The sequence below is a fragment of the Nevskia soli DSM 19509 genome, assembly GCF_000711955.1.
In the GTDB taxonomy this organism is placed as follows: Bacteria; Pseudomonadota; Gammaproteobacteria; order Nevskiales; family Nevskiaceae; genus Nevskia; species Nevskia soli.
This window is the reverse complement of the sequence record NZ_JONR01000027.1, coordinates 44,991-61,250: the sequence shown is the minus strand read 5'-3', so window position 1 is coordinate 61,250 and position 16,260 is coordinate 44,991. Positions and strand designations below refer to the sequence as shown.

The 16,260-nt window shown below is 65.1% G+C and carries 16 protein-coding genes; 10 read left to right on the top strand and 6 right to left on the bottom strand.

The features are described from left to right. The first annotated feature begins 25 nt into the window (after nucleotides 1-25). The 4 genes from BP26_RS30140 to BP26_RS0114965 all read left to right on the top strand — a co-directional run bounded on the left by BP26_RS30140 (nucleotide 26) and on the right by BP26_RS0114965 (nucleotide 4,446). A complete protein-coding gene (locus BP26_RS30140) occupies nucleotides 26-241 on the top strand; it encodes a zinc-binding dehydrogenase (RefSeq protein ID WP_029921387.1) in 216 nt (71 codons plus the stop codon). Between the two features lie 151 nt (nucleotides 242-392). Beyond that, nucleotides 393-1,952 (top strand): LVIVD repeat-containing protein, encoded by a 1,560-nt coding sequence (locus tag BP26_RS0114975; RefSeq protein ID WP_029921386.1) that lies wholly within the window; start codon nucleotides 393-395, stop codon nucleotides 1,950-1,952. Further along, nucleotides 1,949-2,584 (top strand): DUF305 domain-containing protein, encoded by a 636-nt coding sequence (locus tag BP26_RS0114970; protein WP_036517003.1) that lies wholly within the window; start codon nucleotides 1,949-1,951, stop codon nucleotides 2,582-2,584. The genes BP26_RS0114975 and BP26_RS0114970 overlap by 4 nt, the downstream gene beginning before the upstream one ends. Nucleotides 2,585-2,751: 167 nt before the next feature. Next, nucleotides 2,752-4,446, top strand: coding sequence for a hypothetical protein (locus BP26_RS0114965; RefSeq protein ID WP_157572544.1), 1,695 nt, complete (start codon nucleotides 2,752-2,754; stop codon nucleotides 4,444-4,446). Nucleotides 4,447-4,650: 204 nt separating this feature from the next. On the opposite strand, the gene BP26_RS0114960 is transcribed toward BP26_RS0114965, so the two are convergent. Then, the gene (locus BP26_RS0114960; protein WP_029921383.1) at nucleotides 4,651-5,178 is read right to left on the bottom strand and encodes a hypothetical protein; all 528 of its coding nucleotides are present in this window, start codon (nucleotides 5,176-5,178) and stop codon (nucleotides 4,651-4,653) included. A 177-nt stretch (nucleotides 5,179-5,355) separates the two neighbouring features. Beyond that, the gene (locus tag BP26_RS0114955; RefSeq protein ID WP_029921382.1) at nucleotides 5,356-6,255 is read right to left on the bottom strand and encodes a LysR family transcriptional regulator; all 900 of its coding nucleotides are present in this window, start codon (nucleotides 6,253-6,255) and stop codon (nucleotides 5,356-5,358) included. A 95-nt stretch (nucleotides 6,256-6,350) separates the two neighbouring features. Between BP26_RS0114955 and metE the strand changes: the two genes are divergently transcribed. From metE to BP26_RS0114940, 3 genes are all read left to right on the top strand, one after another. Next, nucleotides 6,351-8,615: a 5-methyltetrahydropteroyltriglutamate--homocysteine S-methyltransferase gene (metE, locus tag BP26_RS0114950; protein ID WP_029921381.1), complete on the top strand. Its 2,265-nt coding sequence runs from the start codon at nucleotides 6,351-6,353 to the stop codon at nucleotides 8,613-8,615. Beyond that, nucleotides 8,615-8,794, top strand: coding sequence for a hypothetical protein (locus BP26_RS0114945; protein ID WP_029921380.1), 180 nt, complete (start codon nucleotides 8,615-8,617; stop codon nucleotides 8,792-8,794). The genes metE and BP26_RS0114945 overlap by 1 nt, the downstream gene beginning before the upstream one ends. A gap of 220 nt (nucleotides 8,795-9,014) precedes the next feature. After that, on the top strand, nucleotides 9,015-10,625 hold the full coding sequence (locus BP26_RS0114940; RefSeq protein ID WP_029921379.1) for an NAD(P)/FAD-dependent oxidoreductase: 1,611 nt from the start codon (nucleotides 9,015-9,017) through the stop codon (nucleotides 10,623-10,625). A 181-nt stretch (nucleotides 10,626-10,806) separates the two neighbouring features. On the opposite strand, the gene BP26_RS0114935 is transcribed toward BP26_RS0114940, so the two are convergent. Genes BP26_RS0114935 through BP26_RS0114925 form a run of 3 tightly spaced genes read right to left on the bottom strand, consistent with a single transcriptional unit; the run spans nucleotide 10,807 to nucleotide 12,706 of the window. Continuing rightward, nucleotides 10,807-11,700 carry a carbon-nitrogen hydrolase family protein gene (locus tag BP26_RS0114935; protein WP_036517001.1) on the bottom strand — a complete coding sequence of 298 codons (894 nt, stop codon included), beginning with the start codon at nucleotides 11,698-11,700 and terminating at the stop codon, nucleotides 10,807-10,809. Then, entirely contained in the window at nucleotides 11,697-12,299 is a 603-nt protein-coding gene (locus BP26_RS0114930; protein ID WP_029921377.1) for a GNAT family acetyltransferase, read from the bottom strand. The genes BP26_RS0114935 and BP26_RS0114930 overlap by 4 nt, the downstream gene beginning before the upstream one ends. Further along, nucleotides 12,299-12,706, bottom strand: a complete 408-nt coding sequence (locus BP26_RS0114925; RefSeq protein ID WP_029921376.1) for a ketosteroid isomerase-related protein — start codon at nucleotides 12,704-12,706, stop codon at nucleotides 12,299-12,301. Before BP26_RS0114925 ends, BP26_RS0114930 begins: the two co-directional genes overlap by 1 nt. 221 nt (nucleotides 12,707-12,927) lie before the next feature. On the opposite strand from BP26_RS0114925, the gene BP26_RS0114920 reads away from it, so the two are divergent. Then, nucleotides 12,928-13,227: a hypothetical protein gene (locus BP26_RS0114920; RefSeq protein WP_029921375.1), complete on the top strand. Its 300-nt coding sequence runs from the start codon at nucleotides 12,928-12,930 to the stop codon at nucleotides 13,225-13,227. Between the two features lie 20 nt (nucleotides 13,228-13,247). Here BP26_RS0114920 and BP26_RS0114915 read toward each other — a convergent pair whose 3' ends face one another. Next, complete coding sequence (locus BP26_RS0114915; RefSeq protein WP_029921374.1) at nucleotides 13,248-14,180, bottom strand: LysR substrate-binding domain-containing protein; 933 nt, start codon at nucleotides 14,178-14,180, stop codon at nucleotides 13,248-13,250. A gap of 113 nt (nucleotides 14,181-14,293) precedes the next feature. On the opposite strand from BP26_RS0114915, the gene BP26_RS0114910 reads away from it, so the two are divergent. Continuing rightward, a complete protein-coding gene (locus BP26_RS0114910; protein ID WP_029921373.1) occupies nucleotides 14,294-15,787 on the top strand; it encodes a ribulose-bisphosphate carboxylase large subunit in 1,494 nt (497 codons plus the stop codon). A 20-nt stretch (nucleotides 15,788-15,807) separates the two neighbouring features. Then, entirely contained in the window at nucleotides 15,808-16,242 is a 435-nt protein-coding gene (locus BP26_RS0114905) for a ribulose bisphosphate carboxylase small subunit (RefSeq protein ID WP_029921372.1), read from the top strand. Nucleotides 16,243-16,260: the final 18 nt, after the last annotated feature.

Genomic DNA, 16,260 nt, shown 5'->3' with positions numbered 1-16,260 from the left:
CACACCGGTTGATCCCCGCGTCCTGATGGACCGCTCGCTGTCCCTGGTCGGCGGTGACCTGTGGAGCTGGCTGAACAGTGCCGACGAACGCCGGGCACGCACCGCGCGGCTGCTGGACGCTGTGGTTCAGGGGCAGCTACAGGTCCGCATTGCCGCCAGAATCCCGTTGGCCGAAGGCCGCCGCGCCCACGAACTGCTCGAATCCCGCGGCGTCATCGGCAAGATCATCCTGATTCCCTAAGCGCCGGGGATTCGGCCCTCCACCCGACACCGGTTGGCTGGTTGGGGAAAAGGGACGGATGGGGTACAGTCTTGCGCACGGCAACAACAAAAATGTCCGCGGCAGACTGGACGCTTCCGGTGTCCCGCAGCCGCGGCGCTCGGGGAGATTCATGTCGAAGACTTATCGTGGTTTTGCGGCCCTTGCCGGCTTGGCCCTGTTCTGCCTCGCGGGTTGCGGCAGCAGCTCCGCCCCGGCGGTCAGCTCATCCGGTACCGATGCCGTCGCCACCGCCCAGTGCGGCGCCGGCTCACTGCCGGAGACCGCCCTCCAGGGCGAGGTGCCGCTGGCCGATCGGCAGAGCGGACGCAACCTGCAGGGCTACCGCTGCAACCTGGAAATGGTCGGCCAGTACCAGGGCACCGGCGCCAGCGTGGTCAGCCCTTCCACCGGTACCTGCGCCTACATGTCCACCGGCGGCACCCTGCTGGACCCTTTGCAGATCCTGGAGCCGTCGCCCGGCGTGCTGGTGGTGGATGCTTCCAACCCGGCCCAGCCGGTGCAATCGGCCAATCTCACCGGGCCGTCCATGCTGATCGGCACCTGGGAATCGCTCAAGGTCAGCGAGACCCGCAAACTTCTCGGCGGCGTCGCCGTGGGCCCGCTGGTCGGCGGGGTATTCTTCGACGTCTACGACATCACCGACTGCGCCCACCCGGTGCAGACCAACGCCATCGCCGGCACCAGCCTGGAGCTGCCGGACAACGTGCTCGGCCATGAAGGCAACTGGTCGCCCGACGGCATGACCTACTGGGCCACCGGCACCGCCGCCGGCTCGATCACCGCCATCGACGTCAGCAACCCCAAGTCGCCGAAAATCGTCTTTACCGGCCTGGAAGGATTCCCCGCCAACCACGGCGTGGAGTTGAGCGCCGACGGCAACACCCTCTACCTCGCCACCTGCCTGCCCGGCGGCGTGCAGGTCCTGGACGTGAGCGACATCCAGAGCCGCAAGGCCGCGCCCTCCATCCGGCAGGTCGGCTCCGTCACCTGGAACGCCCTCAGCTGCGCCCAGCACGCGCTGCCGGTGAGCTGGGGCGGCAAGCCCTACCTGATCGCGCCGGACGAATTCGACTCCGAGGGCATCCACATCATCGACATCTCCGACCCGACCCAGCCGAAGATCGTCAACCAGATCCAGCTGCAGATCCAGTTGCTGAAGAACGCCGCGCTGCGTACCGCGGACACCGTGGGCGACGGCGCCTTCGGCTACGAATCGCACTACTGCACCGTGGACACGACCACCGATCCCAAGGCGCTGGCCTGCGGCTATTTCCAGTCCGGCATCCGCGTCTTCAACATCGCCAATCCGCTGCAGCCGCGCGAGATCGCCTACTTCAATCCCCCGGCCCAGACCGGCAAGGGCCTCAGCCTCCAGCACTCCCTGCATGCCTGGATCGGCGGCCTGCTGCCGCCTATCTCGGACCTCTATACCTCCACCTCGGGCGTCAGCGTCGGCACCGGCACCATCGACCTGCGCTACATCGGCGGCTTCGTCGCCGATCTGCCCGCCCTGCTCGCCAATGCGGGCACCGGCCCGGTTTCCGGCAACCTCAGTGCCGACTGGTGCAGCTCGCCGCCGCGCTTCGTCGGCAACCAGCTCTGGGTCACCTGCATGGACAACGGCTTCATGGCCCTGCGATTCACCAACGGCGTCTACCCGATCCAGTGAAGGCCCGGCACCTTGCCGGCGCGGTCCTGCTCCTGCTGATCGGTGCCGGGCTGGGCGAAGCCGGCCACCGTTTTGCCACCGGCGCACATCCGTCGCAGGCCATCGCCGCGCCGGGCCCGGTGGACATTGGCTTCGCCCAGTCCATGCGCGGCCATCACGACCAGGCCGTGGTCATGAGCCGGATCCTGCTGGACCACGGCGCGACCAGGCTGACCAGCCTGGCGCGTTCCATCCAGTCCGCGCAACTGATCGAGATCGGCGAGATGAAAGGCTGGCTGCTGCTGTGGGGCAAGCCCCTGCTGCCTGCCAGTGACGGCATGAACTGGATGTTGCTCGGAAAGATGTCGCCGGATGCGAGCCTGAGCCGCTACCTCGCCGACTGCCGCACGGCCGGCGGCATGCCCGGCCTCGCCAGCAGCGACGAACTCAACCAACTGCGCAGCCTCGACGGCGATGAGCGCGATCGCCTGTTCCTGCAACTGATGACGCGCCACCACCAGGGCGCCCTGCCGATGGCGCACTTCGCCGCGCGCAATGCGGAAACCCCCGCCGTGCGCGCCCTGGCGGCGCAGATCGAAGTGCAGCAGATGGAAGAACTGGGTGCCATGGCGCTGCTGGCGCGCGGGCATTGAGGCCTCGACACTGATCGGTCATGTGACTTGGGCGAAAGCGGTCGCGACGGGGAAGAACACCTTGGCGGTTTTATCCATTTGCCGCCCGCCAAATAACGCCCAAGCGATAGCAATGCAGAATCCGGGATAAGATGACAAGCAGAGCCAATCGGGGAGCAAGGGTGACCATGAAACGTCAACTTTTGGCGGTGCTCGTCATCGGTTTGTTGACGGCCTGTGGTGGGGGTGGCGGTGGAAGCAGCGGTGGCGAGGGGAACGGCAGTAGTAGCGGCGGTTCTACACCGCCAGTCCTCTCTATTGTGCCGTTCATGGCCTATACGCAGTTGCCTCCGAAGAATGGCTTTTCAAGCCTGATGGTGTTGCCGGCGACCACGCTACCGTCTCCCGCAACGCAGATATTCGCCAAGGTGCCACCCGTCAGCCACATGGTGAATCAACTTAAAGTGGACAGCAGCGGGCGAGCCCTTGGCGTCGAGCATGCCGGACTGGTGCATTTCGACGACGCGTCCAGCACTGCCACGACAGGGCAGTGGAGTCGCATTGACTTCACCGCCGGCACAACCTTGGCGCCGGCCATCATCTCCGCTGATACCACACCGCCGTGCGCTCCGGATGAGATATTCACAATTGGCGGGGTTCCGCCGCAGATCATTGCACGAACTCTCACTGATGCGACATCCTCGTTCGTGATTTACGATCTGCCGGGAGCTGACGGAACCTGCGGCACCGCGGACGACGTCTTCCGGGTGCTCAATTACAGCGGCACGTCGGCCGAGGCGCCCATCACCCTGGACGGCCCGATTATAGGCGTCATGTACGACGCTTCGGGCCACCTTGCCAGCGTCGTCGAGCAGGTTGCCGATACGTTGCGCTTTATAAGCGACGTGAAGTCTTTCAGCGGTGGTAAGACCATAACTTCCGGAGTATTGTCGGCCAGCTCGATCACCGATATTGCCACTCTCCAGTTGAATGGCGCCGGTATTTCGCTGGGCTTCGGTCAACAGTTGTTCCTGTTGGTTTTCGACAGTAGCAGAAACACCACGGTGCATCGGATCGACGCCAACGGCAACTATTCTCCAACTTTGTACACGGCTGAGACCCAGGGCAGCCTGTTGACACAAGCGGCGACGGACGCTTCCAACCTTTATCTGCTTGAGGAATATGCACCGCTGGAGGATGGCGTCCAGCGGTTCACGACCAATCAGATTCAGATTCCGTTGGATGGCTCAATCCCCGGCAAGGTAACCGCCACCTTCTCGGGCGAAACAATGTTGTTGCAGGGCAGCACCACCCACAATCTTATTGCCCAAGCCAGTTTTCAAGCCGGCGGCTATGCTTATGTGCGGCTTCCGAAAGTGCAATCCGGCGTGCCTTCCAGCACGACGCTCAGCAATGGCCAGCCGAGCTATATCACCGCGAACGGACTTTTCTTCAATCCGGCCAATCCGTCGGGCGGCGCCCCGGCGGTATTGACCGATGAGAACGAAGTGCCGATCGCTAGCTATGCCCAATCGCAGTGGGGAGGTACGTACTACCAGCCTGCGAGTGCAGCGTTAAATCCGCAAATGATCGCAACGCAAATCCTCCTCGCCCGCGGAGACGGATCAAATGGCTCCTCTCCCGGCAACGATACGCTGTCAGTCGCCAACGACCGCAACCAGCTGACCTTGCTGACCGCTTCCGATGGCTCCAATGTGATCTTCAGCGGAGAGAATTTCCTGTTTGGCAGCAGCGTCTCGCCGGACACCGGCATATTGCGCGACGCCCGCTTCAGTCAGGACATTTTTGCCGTCGATTTCGATCGGCATATCGTGGCTAGAGTGACCAATAGCCCATCGACCTGGGAATATCCGCTAAATTGAATTGATCGATTGGCGCGTACTATCTCGCAGTGAGGGAGACCTTGAGCTGTAAGGTTGTTGTAGTTGGGCGCAAAGGCCATTGATTCGACGGCGGTGTCGGAGGCCGTGGAGATGGTGATGCGCGAGCAGCGATGCCCAGACGCCGGTCAATCGCAAATTTGCAGGGCAGCCGGGTGAGCGGCAGCGGCCGTCAACAACGGAAGCTTACTCGGCAGCGACTGGCCGGGGAACCCAGTGTATCGGCACTTCCCGCACCACCTCGTAGCCGGGACAGTCATATCGCTCGATATCGTGGGCGCTCAGCGGAAACGAGCCGCAGTTGGAGAAACGCCGCAGGGGCGAGTGGTAGATGCCGCACAGGTACTTGTCGTCGGCGGTCTTTTCCAGGAAGACGCAGCGCTTGTCCAGGCAGCAGTTGCCGCACTGGGTGCAGGAGCCGCGGATTTCGGCGGGTACGCTGGTCTGCCGTCCGACGACATCCTGGAGATAGTGATGCACCGGCCCTTCGCTCAGGGCCTGTATGTGAATCAGCATCTTCTTGAGCGTGCCCCAATAGTGCACAACGTACTTCCTGCGGAAGAAGACCACGCTGGCAAGTAAAGGCGATAGCGGCAGGACCAGATACATGCAGCCGATCAGCGTCAGGGTCCCTGCGCGAACGAGGTATCTCTTCAGTGCGGCTGTTTCGGGAAATTCGGTGTTCTTGAGCGAAACACTGGTCTGGGGCTGCATGTGTTGTTTGCTGGTGGTTTTTTGAATGCCGAGGAATGCCGATCGACTGCTGGCTTGATTCGCTAAATGCGTGCCAGCGGCCAACTAAAAAACGCCCCCAGGCGGATTCTAGTCGCGCTGCATTAACGTTCTGTGACCTTGCGTCCGGGTTCCCGAAGGAGATCCGCAGGCGGCGCTCTACAGCGAAACTTCCCGCACCTTCTCCACGAAATCCCGCATGAACGGCTTGGCGGCCAGGCTTTCGGGAATCGCCGCATGCAGCTCGCACCGCAAGCCTTTGGCGCCCAGCGGTTTGCCGACCACGTAGCCGCGGTCCAGATAGGGCTTCACGCTCCATTCCGGCAGCGCGGCAATGCCGCGCCCGCTGGCGACAAGCTGGAGGATCGCCACCGTCAACTCGGCGTTGCGCCGCTTCGGCCTGATGCCCTTGGGGGCGAGGAAATGCCGCACCACGTCCAGCATCTCGTCGTCGACGGGATAGCTGATGAGGACTTCCGAGACGAAGTCCTTGGGCTGCAGATACGCTTTTTCCGTATAGCGATGCTTCGGACTCATGATCGCCAGCGTCTCGTAGCTGAACAGATGCTCGGTGGCGATGCCCGCGCGCCGCGGCGGCTTGTCGTGGATCACGGCGAAATCGGCCAGCCCCTGCTCGACCAGCGCGATGGCTTCGGTGTGGAAGCCGCTGATCAGGTCCAGCTCCACCTCGGGCCAGTGTTCGCGGAACTCATCCATCGCCGGCATCAGCCAGTCGAAACAGGTGTGGCACTCCACCGCCACCCGCAACTCGCCGGTACGGCCGGAGACCCATTGCGCGATCTCCCGCTCGGCATCGGCGGTCATGGTCAGCACTTCGCGCGCCAGATTGAGCAAGCGGGTTCCACCCTGCGTGAAGCGCAGGGGCTTGGTGTTGCGCTCGAACAGGGACACGCCGTAGTGCCTTTCGAGCAACTTCAGCTGATGGGAGAGCGCGGACTGCGTCACGAACAGCCGGTCGGCGGCCTTCGCCAGGGTGCCGCCTTCGGCCAGCGCAAGCAGCGTCTGCAGGTGCCGGATTTCGAGGGGAGATTGGGGCATGAGCTAAATTCACGAAAACATCAAAATAAATGAGATTGAATCAGCCTGCTCAGTGTACCAGTATGGGCCCCCGATACGACTGCCCCCTACATCCCATGCCCGTCGCACACATCCTCGGTTTCCCCCGCATCGGCGCCCGCCGCGAACTCAAGACCGCCGTGGAAGCGCACTGGAAGGGCGCGCAGTCGCAGGCCGAACTGCAGGACGTCGCGCGCGAACTGCGCCAGCGCCATTGGGCGCTGCAGAAGCAGGCCGGCCTGGACTACGTCACCGTCGGCGACTTCGCCTACTACGATCATCTGCATAACGTCACCGCCCTGGTCTCGGCCGCGCCGAAGCGTTTCGGCCTGCAAGGCTCCGTGGACCTGGCCGGCTATTTCGCCATGGCGCGCGGCACGCCGCAGCAGCCGGCGCTGGCGATGAAAAAGTGGTTCGATACCAACTACCACTACCTGGTCCCCGAAGTCGGCGCCGACAGCCGGTTCAAGCTCAACCGCGACTGGCTGCTGCCGGAGATCCGCGAAGCGCAGGCCCTCGGCCATGCGGTGAAGGTGGTGCTGCCGGGGCCGCTGACCTGGCTGTGGCTATCCGCCGCGGAACCGGGCTTCGACAAGCTCAAGCTGCTGGGCCTGCTGCTGAACGTCTACTGGGTGCTGCTCGGTGAACTCAAGGCACTCGGCGTGGAGTGGGTGCAGATCGACGAGCCGATCCTCTCGCTCGACCTGCCGGCGGAATGGCTGGACGCCTATCCCGGCGTCTACAGCGAACTGGCCAGTGCCGGCCCGAAGATCCTGCTGGCCACCTACTTCGGCGACGTCGGCCAGCATGCCGGCTGGCTGAAGCAACTGCCGGTTGCCGGCCTGCACCTGGACCTGGTGCGCGCGCCGCATCAGCTTGGTTCTTTCCTCGAAAGCTGGCCTGAAGACAAGGTGCTGTCCCTCGGCCTGATCGACGGCCGCAACCTCTGGCGCGCCGATCTCGCGAAGGCGCTGGCCGATGTGCACCAGGCGCAGGTTGCGCTCGGCGAGCGGCTGTGGATTTCCGCCTCCTGCTCGCTGCTGCACGTGCCGCACGACCTCGCGCTGGAGAGCAAGCTGGATCCGCGCGTGAAGAGCTGGATGGCCTTCGCCAACCAGAAGCTGGACGAGCTGGCCCTGCTCAAGCGGGCGCTGAATGATGGCGAAGCCGCGGTGTGGCAGGAACTGCAGGCCAGCGCCCAGGCGATCGAGGATCGACGCGGCGCCCCCAGCACCCGGCGCGCCGAAGTGCGCGCCCGCGTCGCCGCGCTGCAGGCGGCCGACGCCGATCGCGGTACGCCGTTCGCGCAGCGCATCGTCGAGCAGCAGGCCCTGCTCAAGCTGCCCAGGCTGCCGACCACCACCATCGGCTCCTTCCCGCAAACCGCGGAGATCCGCGCCGCGCGCGCCGCCCACAAGGCCGGCAAGCTCTCCGATGCCGACTACGTCAAGGCCATGCAGGCGGAGATCCGGCTGGCCGTGAACAAGCAGGAAGAACTCGGCATCGACGTGTTGGTGCACGGCGAAGCCGAGCGCAACGATATGGTCGAGTACTTCGGCGAGCAGATGGACGGCTACGCCTTCACCCGGAACGGCTGGGTGCAGAGCTATGGCTCGCGCTGCGTCAAACCGCCGGTCATCTACGGCGACGTCTCGCGCCCCAGGGCCATGACCGTGGAATGGTCGCGCTACGCCCAGAGCCTCACCGCCAAGCCGATGAAGGGCATGCTCAGCGGCCCCATCACCATGCTGTTCTGGAGCTTCGTGCGCGACGACCTGCCACGCAAGGACGTCGCCCTGCAGCTGGCCCTGGCCCTGCGCGACGAGGTCTGCGACCTCGAAGCCGCGGGCATCAAGGTGATCCAGATCGACGAGCCGGCGATCCGCGAAGGCCTGCCGCTGAAGAAGGCCGAATGGCCGGTCTACCTGGACTGGGCCGTGCGGGCCTTCCGCATCACCGCTTCCGGCGTGCGGCCGGACACCCAGATCCACACCCACATGTGCTACTCGGAGTTCAACGACATCCTGCCCTCGATCGCGGCGATGGATGCGGACGTCATCACCATCGAGACCTCGCGCGCGCGCATGAAACTGCTGGACGCCTTCGCCGAGTTCAAATACCCGAACGACATCGGCCCCGGTCTCTACGACATCCACTCGCCCCGCGTGCCCGCGCCCGGCGAGATGAAGACCCTGCTCGACCGCGCGCTGGCGGTGGTGCCCGCCGAGCGCCTGTGGGTGAACCCGGACTGCGGCCTCAAGACCCGCGCCTGGCCGGAAACCGAAGCCGCGCTGCGCGTGATGGTGGCAACGGCGCGCGAAGCCCGCGCGGGGTTGAACTGATGGGCTTCGCCTACGCCCGCGCGCAACGCGACGCCTACCTGTTGCTGCGCATGGAAGCCGCAGCGCTCGGTCAGCGCCCCGGCCGCGACGAGCCCGCGGCCAAGGACCAATCGGAAGACGTGCCGGAGCCCGAACACCGCCACGGCGATGGCTGCGCCTGCCACCTGCGCGGAGAGTAGCCGGAAGCCGCCATCCCCCGCGTGCCTGAAGCTCGGAAAAGCCGACTGATCGGGGCGCGGCTGCAGTTCCCCTGGTCGCCACCCGCTTGAATCCCCGCCGCCGCCGGCTTTATCCGGCGGTGCAAGCCTGGCCGACCTCGCGGCTGCGCCCGCCAATGGTGAAGTCCCAGGGCGTGAATCCGATCATAATAGGCGGATATCACGCCCTGTTTCACCAGCAATGCTCCGACTCACCGAACTGAACCTGCCGATCGACCACGCCGACGACGCGCTCGCGCCGGCCATCGCCCGGCGTCTGAAGCTGCGCGAAGGCGAACTGAAGTCCTTCACCGTGTTCAAGCGCAGCCACGACGCGCGCCAGAAGCGGCTCGGCCTGCAGTTCGTCTACATCGTGGATGTGGATGTGGCGGACGAGGCCGTGACCCTGGCGCGTCTGCGCGGCGACCGCAACGTCAGCCCGACGCCGGACATGGAGTATCGCTTCGTCACCGCCGCGCCGCCGGCCGGGACGCGGCGGCCCCTGGTGGTGGGATTCGGTCCCTGCGGCATCTTCGCCTGCCTGGTGCTGGCGCAGATGGGCTTCCGCCCCATCGTGCTGGAGCGCGGCAAGGCCGTGCGCGAGCGCACCAAGGACACCTGGGACCTGTGGCGGCGCGGCGTGCTCCATCCCGAGTCCAACGTGCAGTTCGGCGAAGGCGGCGCCGGCACCTTCTCCGACGGCAAGCTCTACACCCAGATCAAGGACCCGCGCTATCTCGGGCGCAAGGTGCTGCAGGAATTCGTCAAGGCGGGCGCGCCGCCGGAGATTCTCTATGCCGCCCGGCCGCACATCGGCACCTTCCGCCTGGCCAGCATGGTCGAGAAGATGCGCCGCGAGATCGAACGCCTGGGCGGCGAGATCCGTTTCGATCAGCGCGTCACCGACGTGCTGATCGAGGGCGGCACTCTGCGCGGCGTGGTCCTGGCGAGCGGAGAAACGATCGAGTGCGACCAGGCCATCTTCGCCGTCGGCCACAGCGCCCGCGACACCTTCCGCCTGCTGCACCGCCGCGCGGTCTACATGGAAGCCAAGCCCTTCTCGCTGGGCTTCCGCATCGAGCATCCGCAGTCCCTGATCGACCGCGCGCGGTACGGCCGCTTTGCCGGGAATCCCAAGCTGGGCGCGGCCGACTACAAGCTGGTGCACCATGCCGCCAACGGCCGCTCGGTCTACAGCTTCTGCATGTGCCCGGGCGGCACGGTGGTGGCCGCGACCTCGGAATCCAACCGCGTGGTGACCAACGGCATGAGCCAGTACTCGCGCAACGAGCGCAACGCCAACGCCGGCATCGTCGTCGGCATCACCCCCGAGGTGGACTACCCGGACGGCCCGCTGGCCGGCCTGGCGCTGCAGGAACAACTCGAATCGCAGGCCTTCGCGCTCGGCGGCAGTACCTACGAAGCGCCGGGTCAGCTCGTCGGCGACTTCCTTGCGGGCCGCGCCTCCACCGGGTTGGGCGGCGTCATCCCTTCGTATAAGCCCGGCGTGAAACTCGGCGACCTGGGCGGCGCCTTGCCGCTCTTCGCCATCGAGGCGATCCGCGAAGCACTGCCCGCATTCGGCCGCCAGATCCGCGGCTTCGACATGCCGGAAGCCGTACTGACGGGCATCGAAACCAGGACCTCTTCGCCGGTGCGCATCACGCGCGGCGACGATCTGCAGAGCCTCAACGTGAAGGGCCTGTATCCGGGAGGCGAGGGCGCTGGATACGCCGGCGGCATCCTGTCGGCGGCCGTTGACGGCATCCGCCTCGCGGAAGCGGTGGCACGGGCGCACTCTCCAGCCGGGTAGCATCCGCAACAGCCTCCATCAAGAATGAGGATGCTGTGCATCGTCCTCATTCCGGCCGGCGTCAGGGGACTCAAACTGGTGTCGGGAAACCGAAGCGCTCGCCGCATGCGTGCCAACAAAAACCCTTGGCACGCATGGCACGCATGAGGATTTTGTCGCGATTTGTTCCCCGCATCTCGCTTCAGAGTTTCTCCACCGAAACCGTCAAAGCGGACGTGTAACCCTGTTCCGGCCAGTGGCGGAAATTGAACACCTGGCCCTGCTGCCGCACCTGTTCCACCCTGGCCGGATCGATCTCGGCATAGATCCATCCCGGCTGGTTCAGCTGCCCCTGCACCAACACGCCGTCGTCCGGAAAGCCCCGGTCCGGCGGCCCGTAGACGCCCGCGGCGCCAACGTTCACATCCACCGCCGGCGACCACGCCGCTTCACCCACCAACGGCGACAGCAGCACATGGCACTGGTTTTCCAGCGCCCGCGCCTGCGCCGCCACGCGCACACGGTGATAGCCCGCGGCGGTGTCGGTGCAGGAAGGCACCAGCAGCAGTTCGGCGCCGGCCTCCGCCTGGGCACGCGCGGGCAGGGGGAACTCGGCATCGTAGCAGATCTGCACGCCGATGCGTCCCAGCGCGGTATCGAATACCTTGAGCTCCTCGGCGGCGCTGATGCCCCATTGCTCCCGCTCGAAGCGCGTCATCACGCGCTTGTCCTGGAAACCGGCGTCGCCGCTGGGCGCGCAGAGCCAGGCGCGGTTGTGGAAATGCCTGTCGTCGACCTGCCAGGGAAAGCTGCCCGCCAGCAGGTACACGCCATGCCGCCGCGCCAGGTGGCGATGCAGGTCCAGGTAATCGTCCCGCAACTCCTGTAGCGCGGGCAGCTGCGCGCCGAGGTTGCTCTGCATCGCCGGCGCGAACAGCGCCGGCAGCACCATCGAGGCGTATTCCGGAAACACCAGCAGCCGCGCACCCTCCGCCACGGCTTCGCCCACCCAGCGCGTCAGGGTGGCTTCCACCTCGGCCCAGGAGGCGGGCTGGCCCACCGGGTATTGCGCGACGGCGGCGCGGAAGGCGCTCACGCGGCGGCTCCCAGGTCACGCATCCAGAAGGTCATGGGCTTGGTGGTGGAAACCACCTCGCCGATGTCCGGCCAGGAAAAACTGGCGACGATGCCGGGCTCCTTGTGGTAGCCGCGATGCGTCCAGAAGCTGTCGTTGCCGATATAGCCGGCCGGTTTGCGCGGATCGTCGGCGGAGCGGTTGACCGAGCAGAAAGCGCAGATCGAAAGGCCATGCTCTCGTGCATGCTGCTCACGCAAGTCGAAGAACTTCACGCCCAACCCGCGGCCGCGGTGCGACTTGAGCAGCACCGACTCGCCGAAGTAATCGATGGTCTCGATCGCCTGACCGCCGTCGCGGAACGGCTGCTGCGCCTCGGCGCCGGCATCCGCCAGCGGCAACACCGTGGAAGCGCCGATGCAGGCGTCCCCGTCCCATACCAGGATGGCCAGGCTGCGCGGGCTGCGCAGGTAGACGTCGAGGTAGCGGGCCTCGTACTCGCGCGTGCCTTCGTAAAGGTAGGGCCAGTCGCGGAATACCGTGATGCGCAGATCGGCCACGGCATCGACATGCCGGGCGATTTCCTCGCCGCGCAGCAATTCGGTGCGCAGCTCGCCCATCAGGCGCCGACCTGCTTCAGCCAGTCCTGCAGGTTGTAGTAGTTGGTGACCCGCGCCACCTTGCCGTCGCGGATGTCGAAGAAGGCGCCGCCCGGCAGCTTGTACTTCTGGCCGTGCGCCTCGGGCAGGCCCTCGTCGGTCTTCAGGTAGGTGCCGAGCACGGTGAACTCCACCGCGGCACGCGTGCCGTCGGCGCTGGGCATGATCACGATGTCCGCGATCTGCTCGCTGTAGGAGGTGTTCATGCGCTCCATGAACTTGGCGAACGCGGCGCGGCCGACTTCGCGCGCCCCCTGGTTGATGTCATGCGCCACGTCCTCGGTCAGCATGCCGAGGAAGGTGTCCCAGTCGCCGGCATTGAAGGCGGCGTAATAGCGTTCGAGCAACTGGCGGGTGGCCTGCGACATGTCGATCTCTCCAAAAAACCTGCACTGAAAATTGCCGACCGGCATAAAACCGAGGCCGGTCTTCCGCATATTTTAGGTGCGTTGCCATCAATATGGTTGTTTCCTCCGCTTTAAAGTCCCATGGCGCGCATTTGACACAGTTGAATCGGGGCGCGATTCGTTACATACAGTCTCCTGGCCGCTATTGAAGACAAGCCCATAAGGCGGCAGGAGGAGACCGGATGCGAAGCCACTTCTGCAACGCCTTGCTGGCCATGAGCCTGCTTGCCACCGTAGGCGTCCATGCTGTTGGAGCCGACGATGCGGCCCCGGCACAGGACAAGCCTGCTTCGCCGCCAAAGTGCCTGGAAGCCCTGGTGAGTCCGGTCAGCGGTCACGCGGAATGCGTGCGCCCGTTCGGCGCCCCGGTGGAACAGGTGCGGCGCTCGGATCTGTCTTGCCAGCTGCATTCTTCCAGTTCCGGCGCAAGCGGGCAGGGCTGCGCCGATGAACCCACCGGCAAGGAAGAACCGAAGAAGTGAAGGCTGCCGCCAAAGCAGCGCTACAGCAGCTTGCCGAACGCCGTGTTCAGGTAGGCCTGCGTTTCCTCGATCAGGAAGCGCCGGAACGCCACCGCCGCCGGCGACAGCTGGCGCTTGCGCGCGTGCACCACGTTCCAGACGCGCTGCACCGGCAGCCCGTCGACGTCCAGCAGGGCGATCTCGCCACTGCGCAGTTCCAGCGACAGGGTATGCAGCGACAGCAGGCTGATGCCCAGCCCCGCCATCACCGCCTGCTTGATCGTTTCGTTGCTGCCCATGGTGGCGACCTTGGCCGGCGTGAACAGATGCCCGCGCAGGAATTCCTCCATCATCAGCCGCGTGCCGGAGCCGGCTTCGCGCAGCAGGAAGGTGTCCTGCCGCAGTTCCTGGATGTCGAAACGGCCGGCCTTGGCCAGGCGATGGTTCACCGGCGCCACCATCACATTGGGATTCTCCGCCAGCGGCTCCGAGATCGTGTCCAGTTCGCGCGGAGGCCGGCCCATCAGCGCAAGATCGGTCTGGTTCTCGCGCAGCAGCTGCACCAGCGTCTCGCGGTTGCCGACGACGAAACGCACCTCCACGCCGGGATGATGCTGGCTGAACATCGCCAGCAGTTTCGGTGCGAAATACTTTGCGGTACTGACCAGCCCCACCGTGATCGAACCGCCGGCCAGGCCTTGCAGGGCCTGGAGAGACTGCTCCGCGTCCTGCAGTTCACCGAGGACGCGCGAGGCGTGTTGAAGCAGGATGGCCCCGGCCTCGGTCAGGGTCTTGCGCTTGCCGACCTTGTCGAAGAGGGCGATGCCGACTGCCTGTTCGAGCTGGCGGATCTGCATCGACACCGCGGGTTGGGTCAGGTGCATGGTCTCGCCCACACGCGCGAAGTTCAGCTCGCGCGCGGCGTGCACGAAGACCTCCAGTTGCCGGATGGTGACCCTGCGCGAAAGATTCATGGCCATGGCCGAACCATAAGGGATCGCTTAGCAAATGGAAAGAAACATTTAGTTTTGCTTTGGATGTGCGGCGCCTACGATGCCTGCGAGTCCTAATCACGAGGAACCGCACCATGCTCGCACCGGCCACCGCAGCTGCTGGACCCATCACCGACGCCAAGAAGCGCTATGCCGCTGGCGTGTTGAAGTACAAGCAGATGGGCTACTGGCAGCCCGACTACACGCCACTGGATACCGACGTGATCGCGCTGTTCCGCATCACGCCGCAAGCCGGCGTGGACGCCGACGAGGCGGCCGCCGCGGTGGCGGGCGAATCCTCCACCGCCACCTGGACGGTGGTGTGGACCGACCGCCTGACCGCCTGCGACCTGTACCGCGCCAAGGCCTACCGCGTTGACCCGGTGCCGAACACCGGTCCGGGCACCAGGACCGAACAGCAGTACTTCGCCTACATCGCCTATGACCTCGACCTGTTCGAGCCGGGCTCCATCGCCAACCTCACCGCCTCGATCATCGGCAACGTGTTCGGCTTCAAGGCGATCAAGGCACTGCGCCTGGAAGACATGCGCATCCCGGTGGCCTACCTCAAGACCTTCCAGGGTCCGGCCACCGGCATCGTGGTGGAACGCGAGCGGCTGGACAAGTTCGGCCGGCCGCTGCTCGGCGCCACCACCAAGCCCAAGCTGGGCCTGTCCGGCCGCAACTACGGCCGCGTGGTGTACGAAGCCCTCAAGGGCGGACTGGATTTCGTGAAGGACGACGAGAACATCAATTCGCAGCCCTTCATGCACTGGCGCGACCGCTTCCTCTATTGCATGGAAGCGGTGAACAAGGCTTCCGCCGCGACGGGTGAGGTCAAGGGCCATTACCTCAACATCACCGCAGGCACCATGGAGGACATGTACGAACGCGCCGAACTGGCCAAGGAGCTGGGTTCGACCATCGTCATGATCGACCTGGTGATCGGCTACACGGCGATCCAGAGCATGGCCAAGTGGGCGCGCAAGAACGACATGATCCTGCATTTGCACCGCGCGGGTAACTCGACCTACTCACGCCAGAAGAATCACGGCATGAACTTCCGCGTCATCTGCAAGTGGATGCGCATGGCCGGCGTCGACCATATCCATGCCGGCACCGTGGTGGGCAAGCTGGAAGGCGACCCGCTGATGATCAAGGGCTTCTACGACACCCTGCGCGAAACCAAGTCGTCGGCGTCGCTGGAGCACGGCCTGTTCTTCGAACAGGACTGGGCTTCGCTCAACAAGGTCATGCCGGTGGCGTCGGGCGGCATCCACGCCGGCCAGATGCACCAATTGATCCATTACCTCGGCGAGGACGTGATCCTGCAGTTCGGCGGCGGCACCATCGGCCATCCCATGGGCATTCAGGCCGGCGCGGTGGCCAATCGCGTAGCGCTGGAGGCGATGATCATGGCCCGCAATGAAGGCCGCGATTACCTGCGGGAAGGCCCGCAGATCCTGGAAGAAGCGGCCAAGTGGTGCACGCCGCTGAAGTCCGCGCTCGAAGTGTGGAAGGACATCACCTTCGACTACGAGTCGACCGATACCGCCGATTTCGTGCCCAGCGCCACCGCCAGCGCCTGAGACCTACCGGAGAAACCATCATGATGAGCAACCACGGCAAGCGCCTCACGCAAGGGCAGTTTTCCTTCCTGCCCGACCTGAGCGACGCGCAGATCACCACGCAGATCAAGTACGCCCTGAAGAACGGCTGGGCGGTGAACGTCGAGTACACCGACGATCCGCATCCGCGCAACACCTACTGGGAGATGTACGGCATGCCGATGTTCGACCTGAAGGATCCCGCCGGGATCCTGATGGAGATCAACGCCTGCCGCAAGACCTTCCCGGGCCATTACATCCGCGTCACCGCCTTCGACGCCACCCGCGGCTGGGAAACCCCGCGCATGTCGTTCATCGTCAACCGGCCGGAACACGAACCGGGCTTCGGCCTGGTGCGGCAGGAAGTGGGCGGGCGCAACATCCGCTACACCGTGCGCAGCTACGCCGCCGATCGCCCCGAAGGCGAGCGGTACTGAGCTGCGCGCCGGACTGAA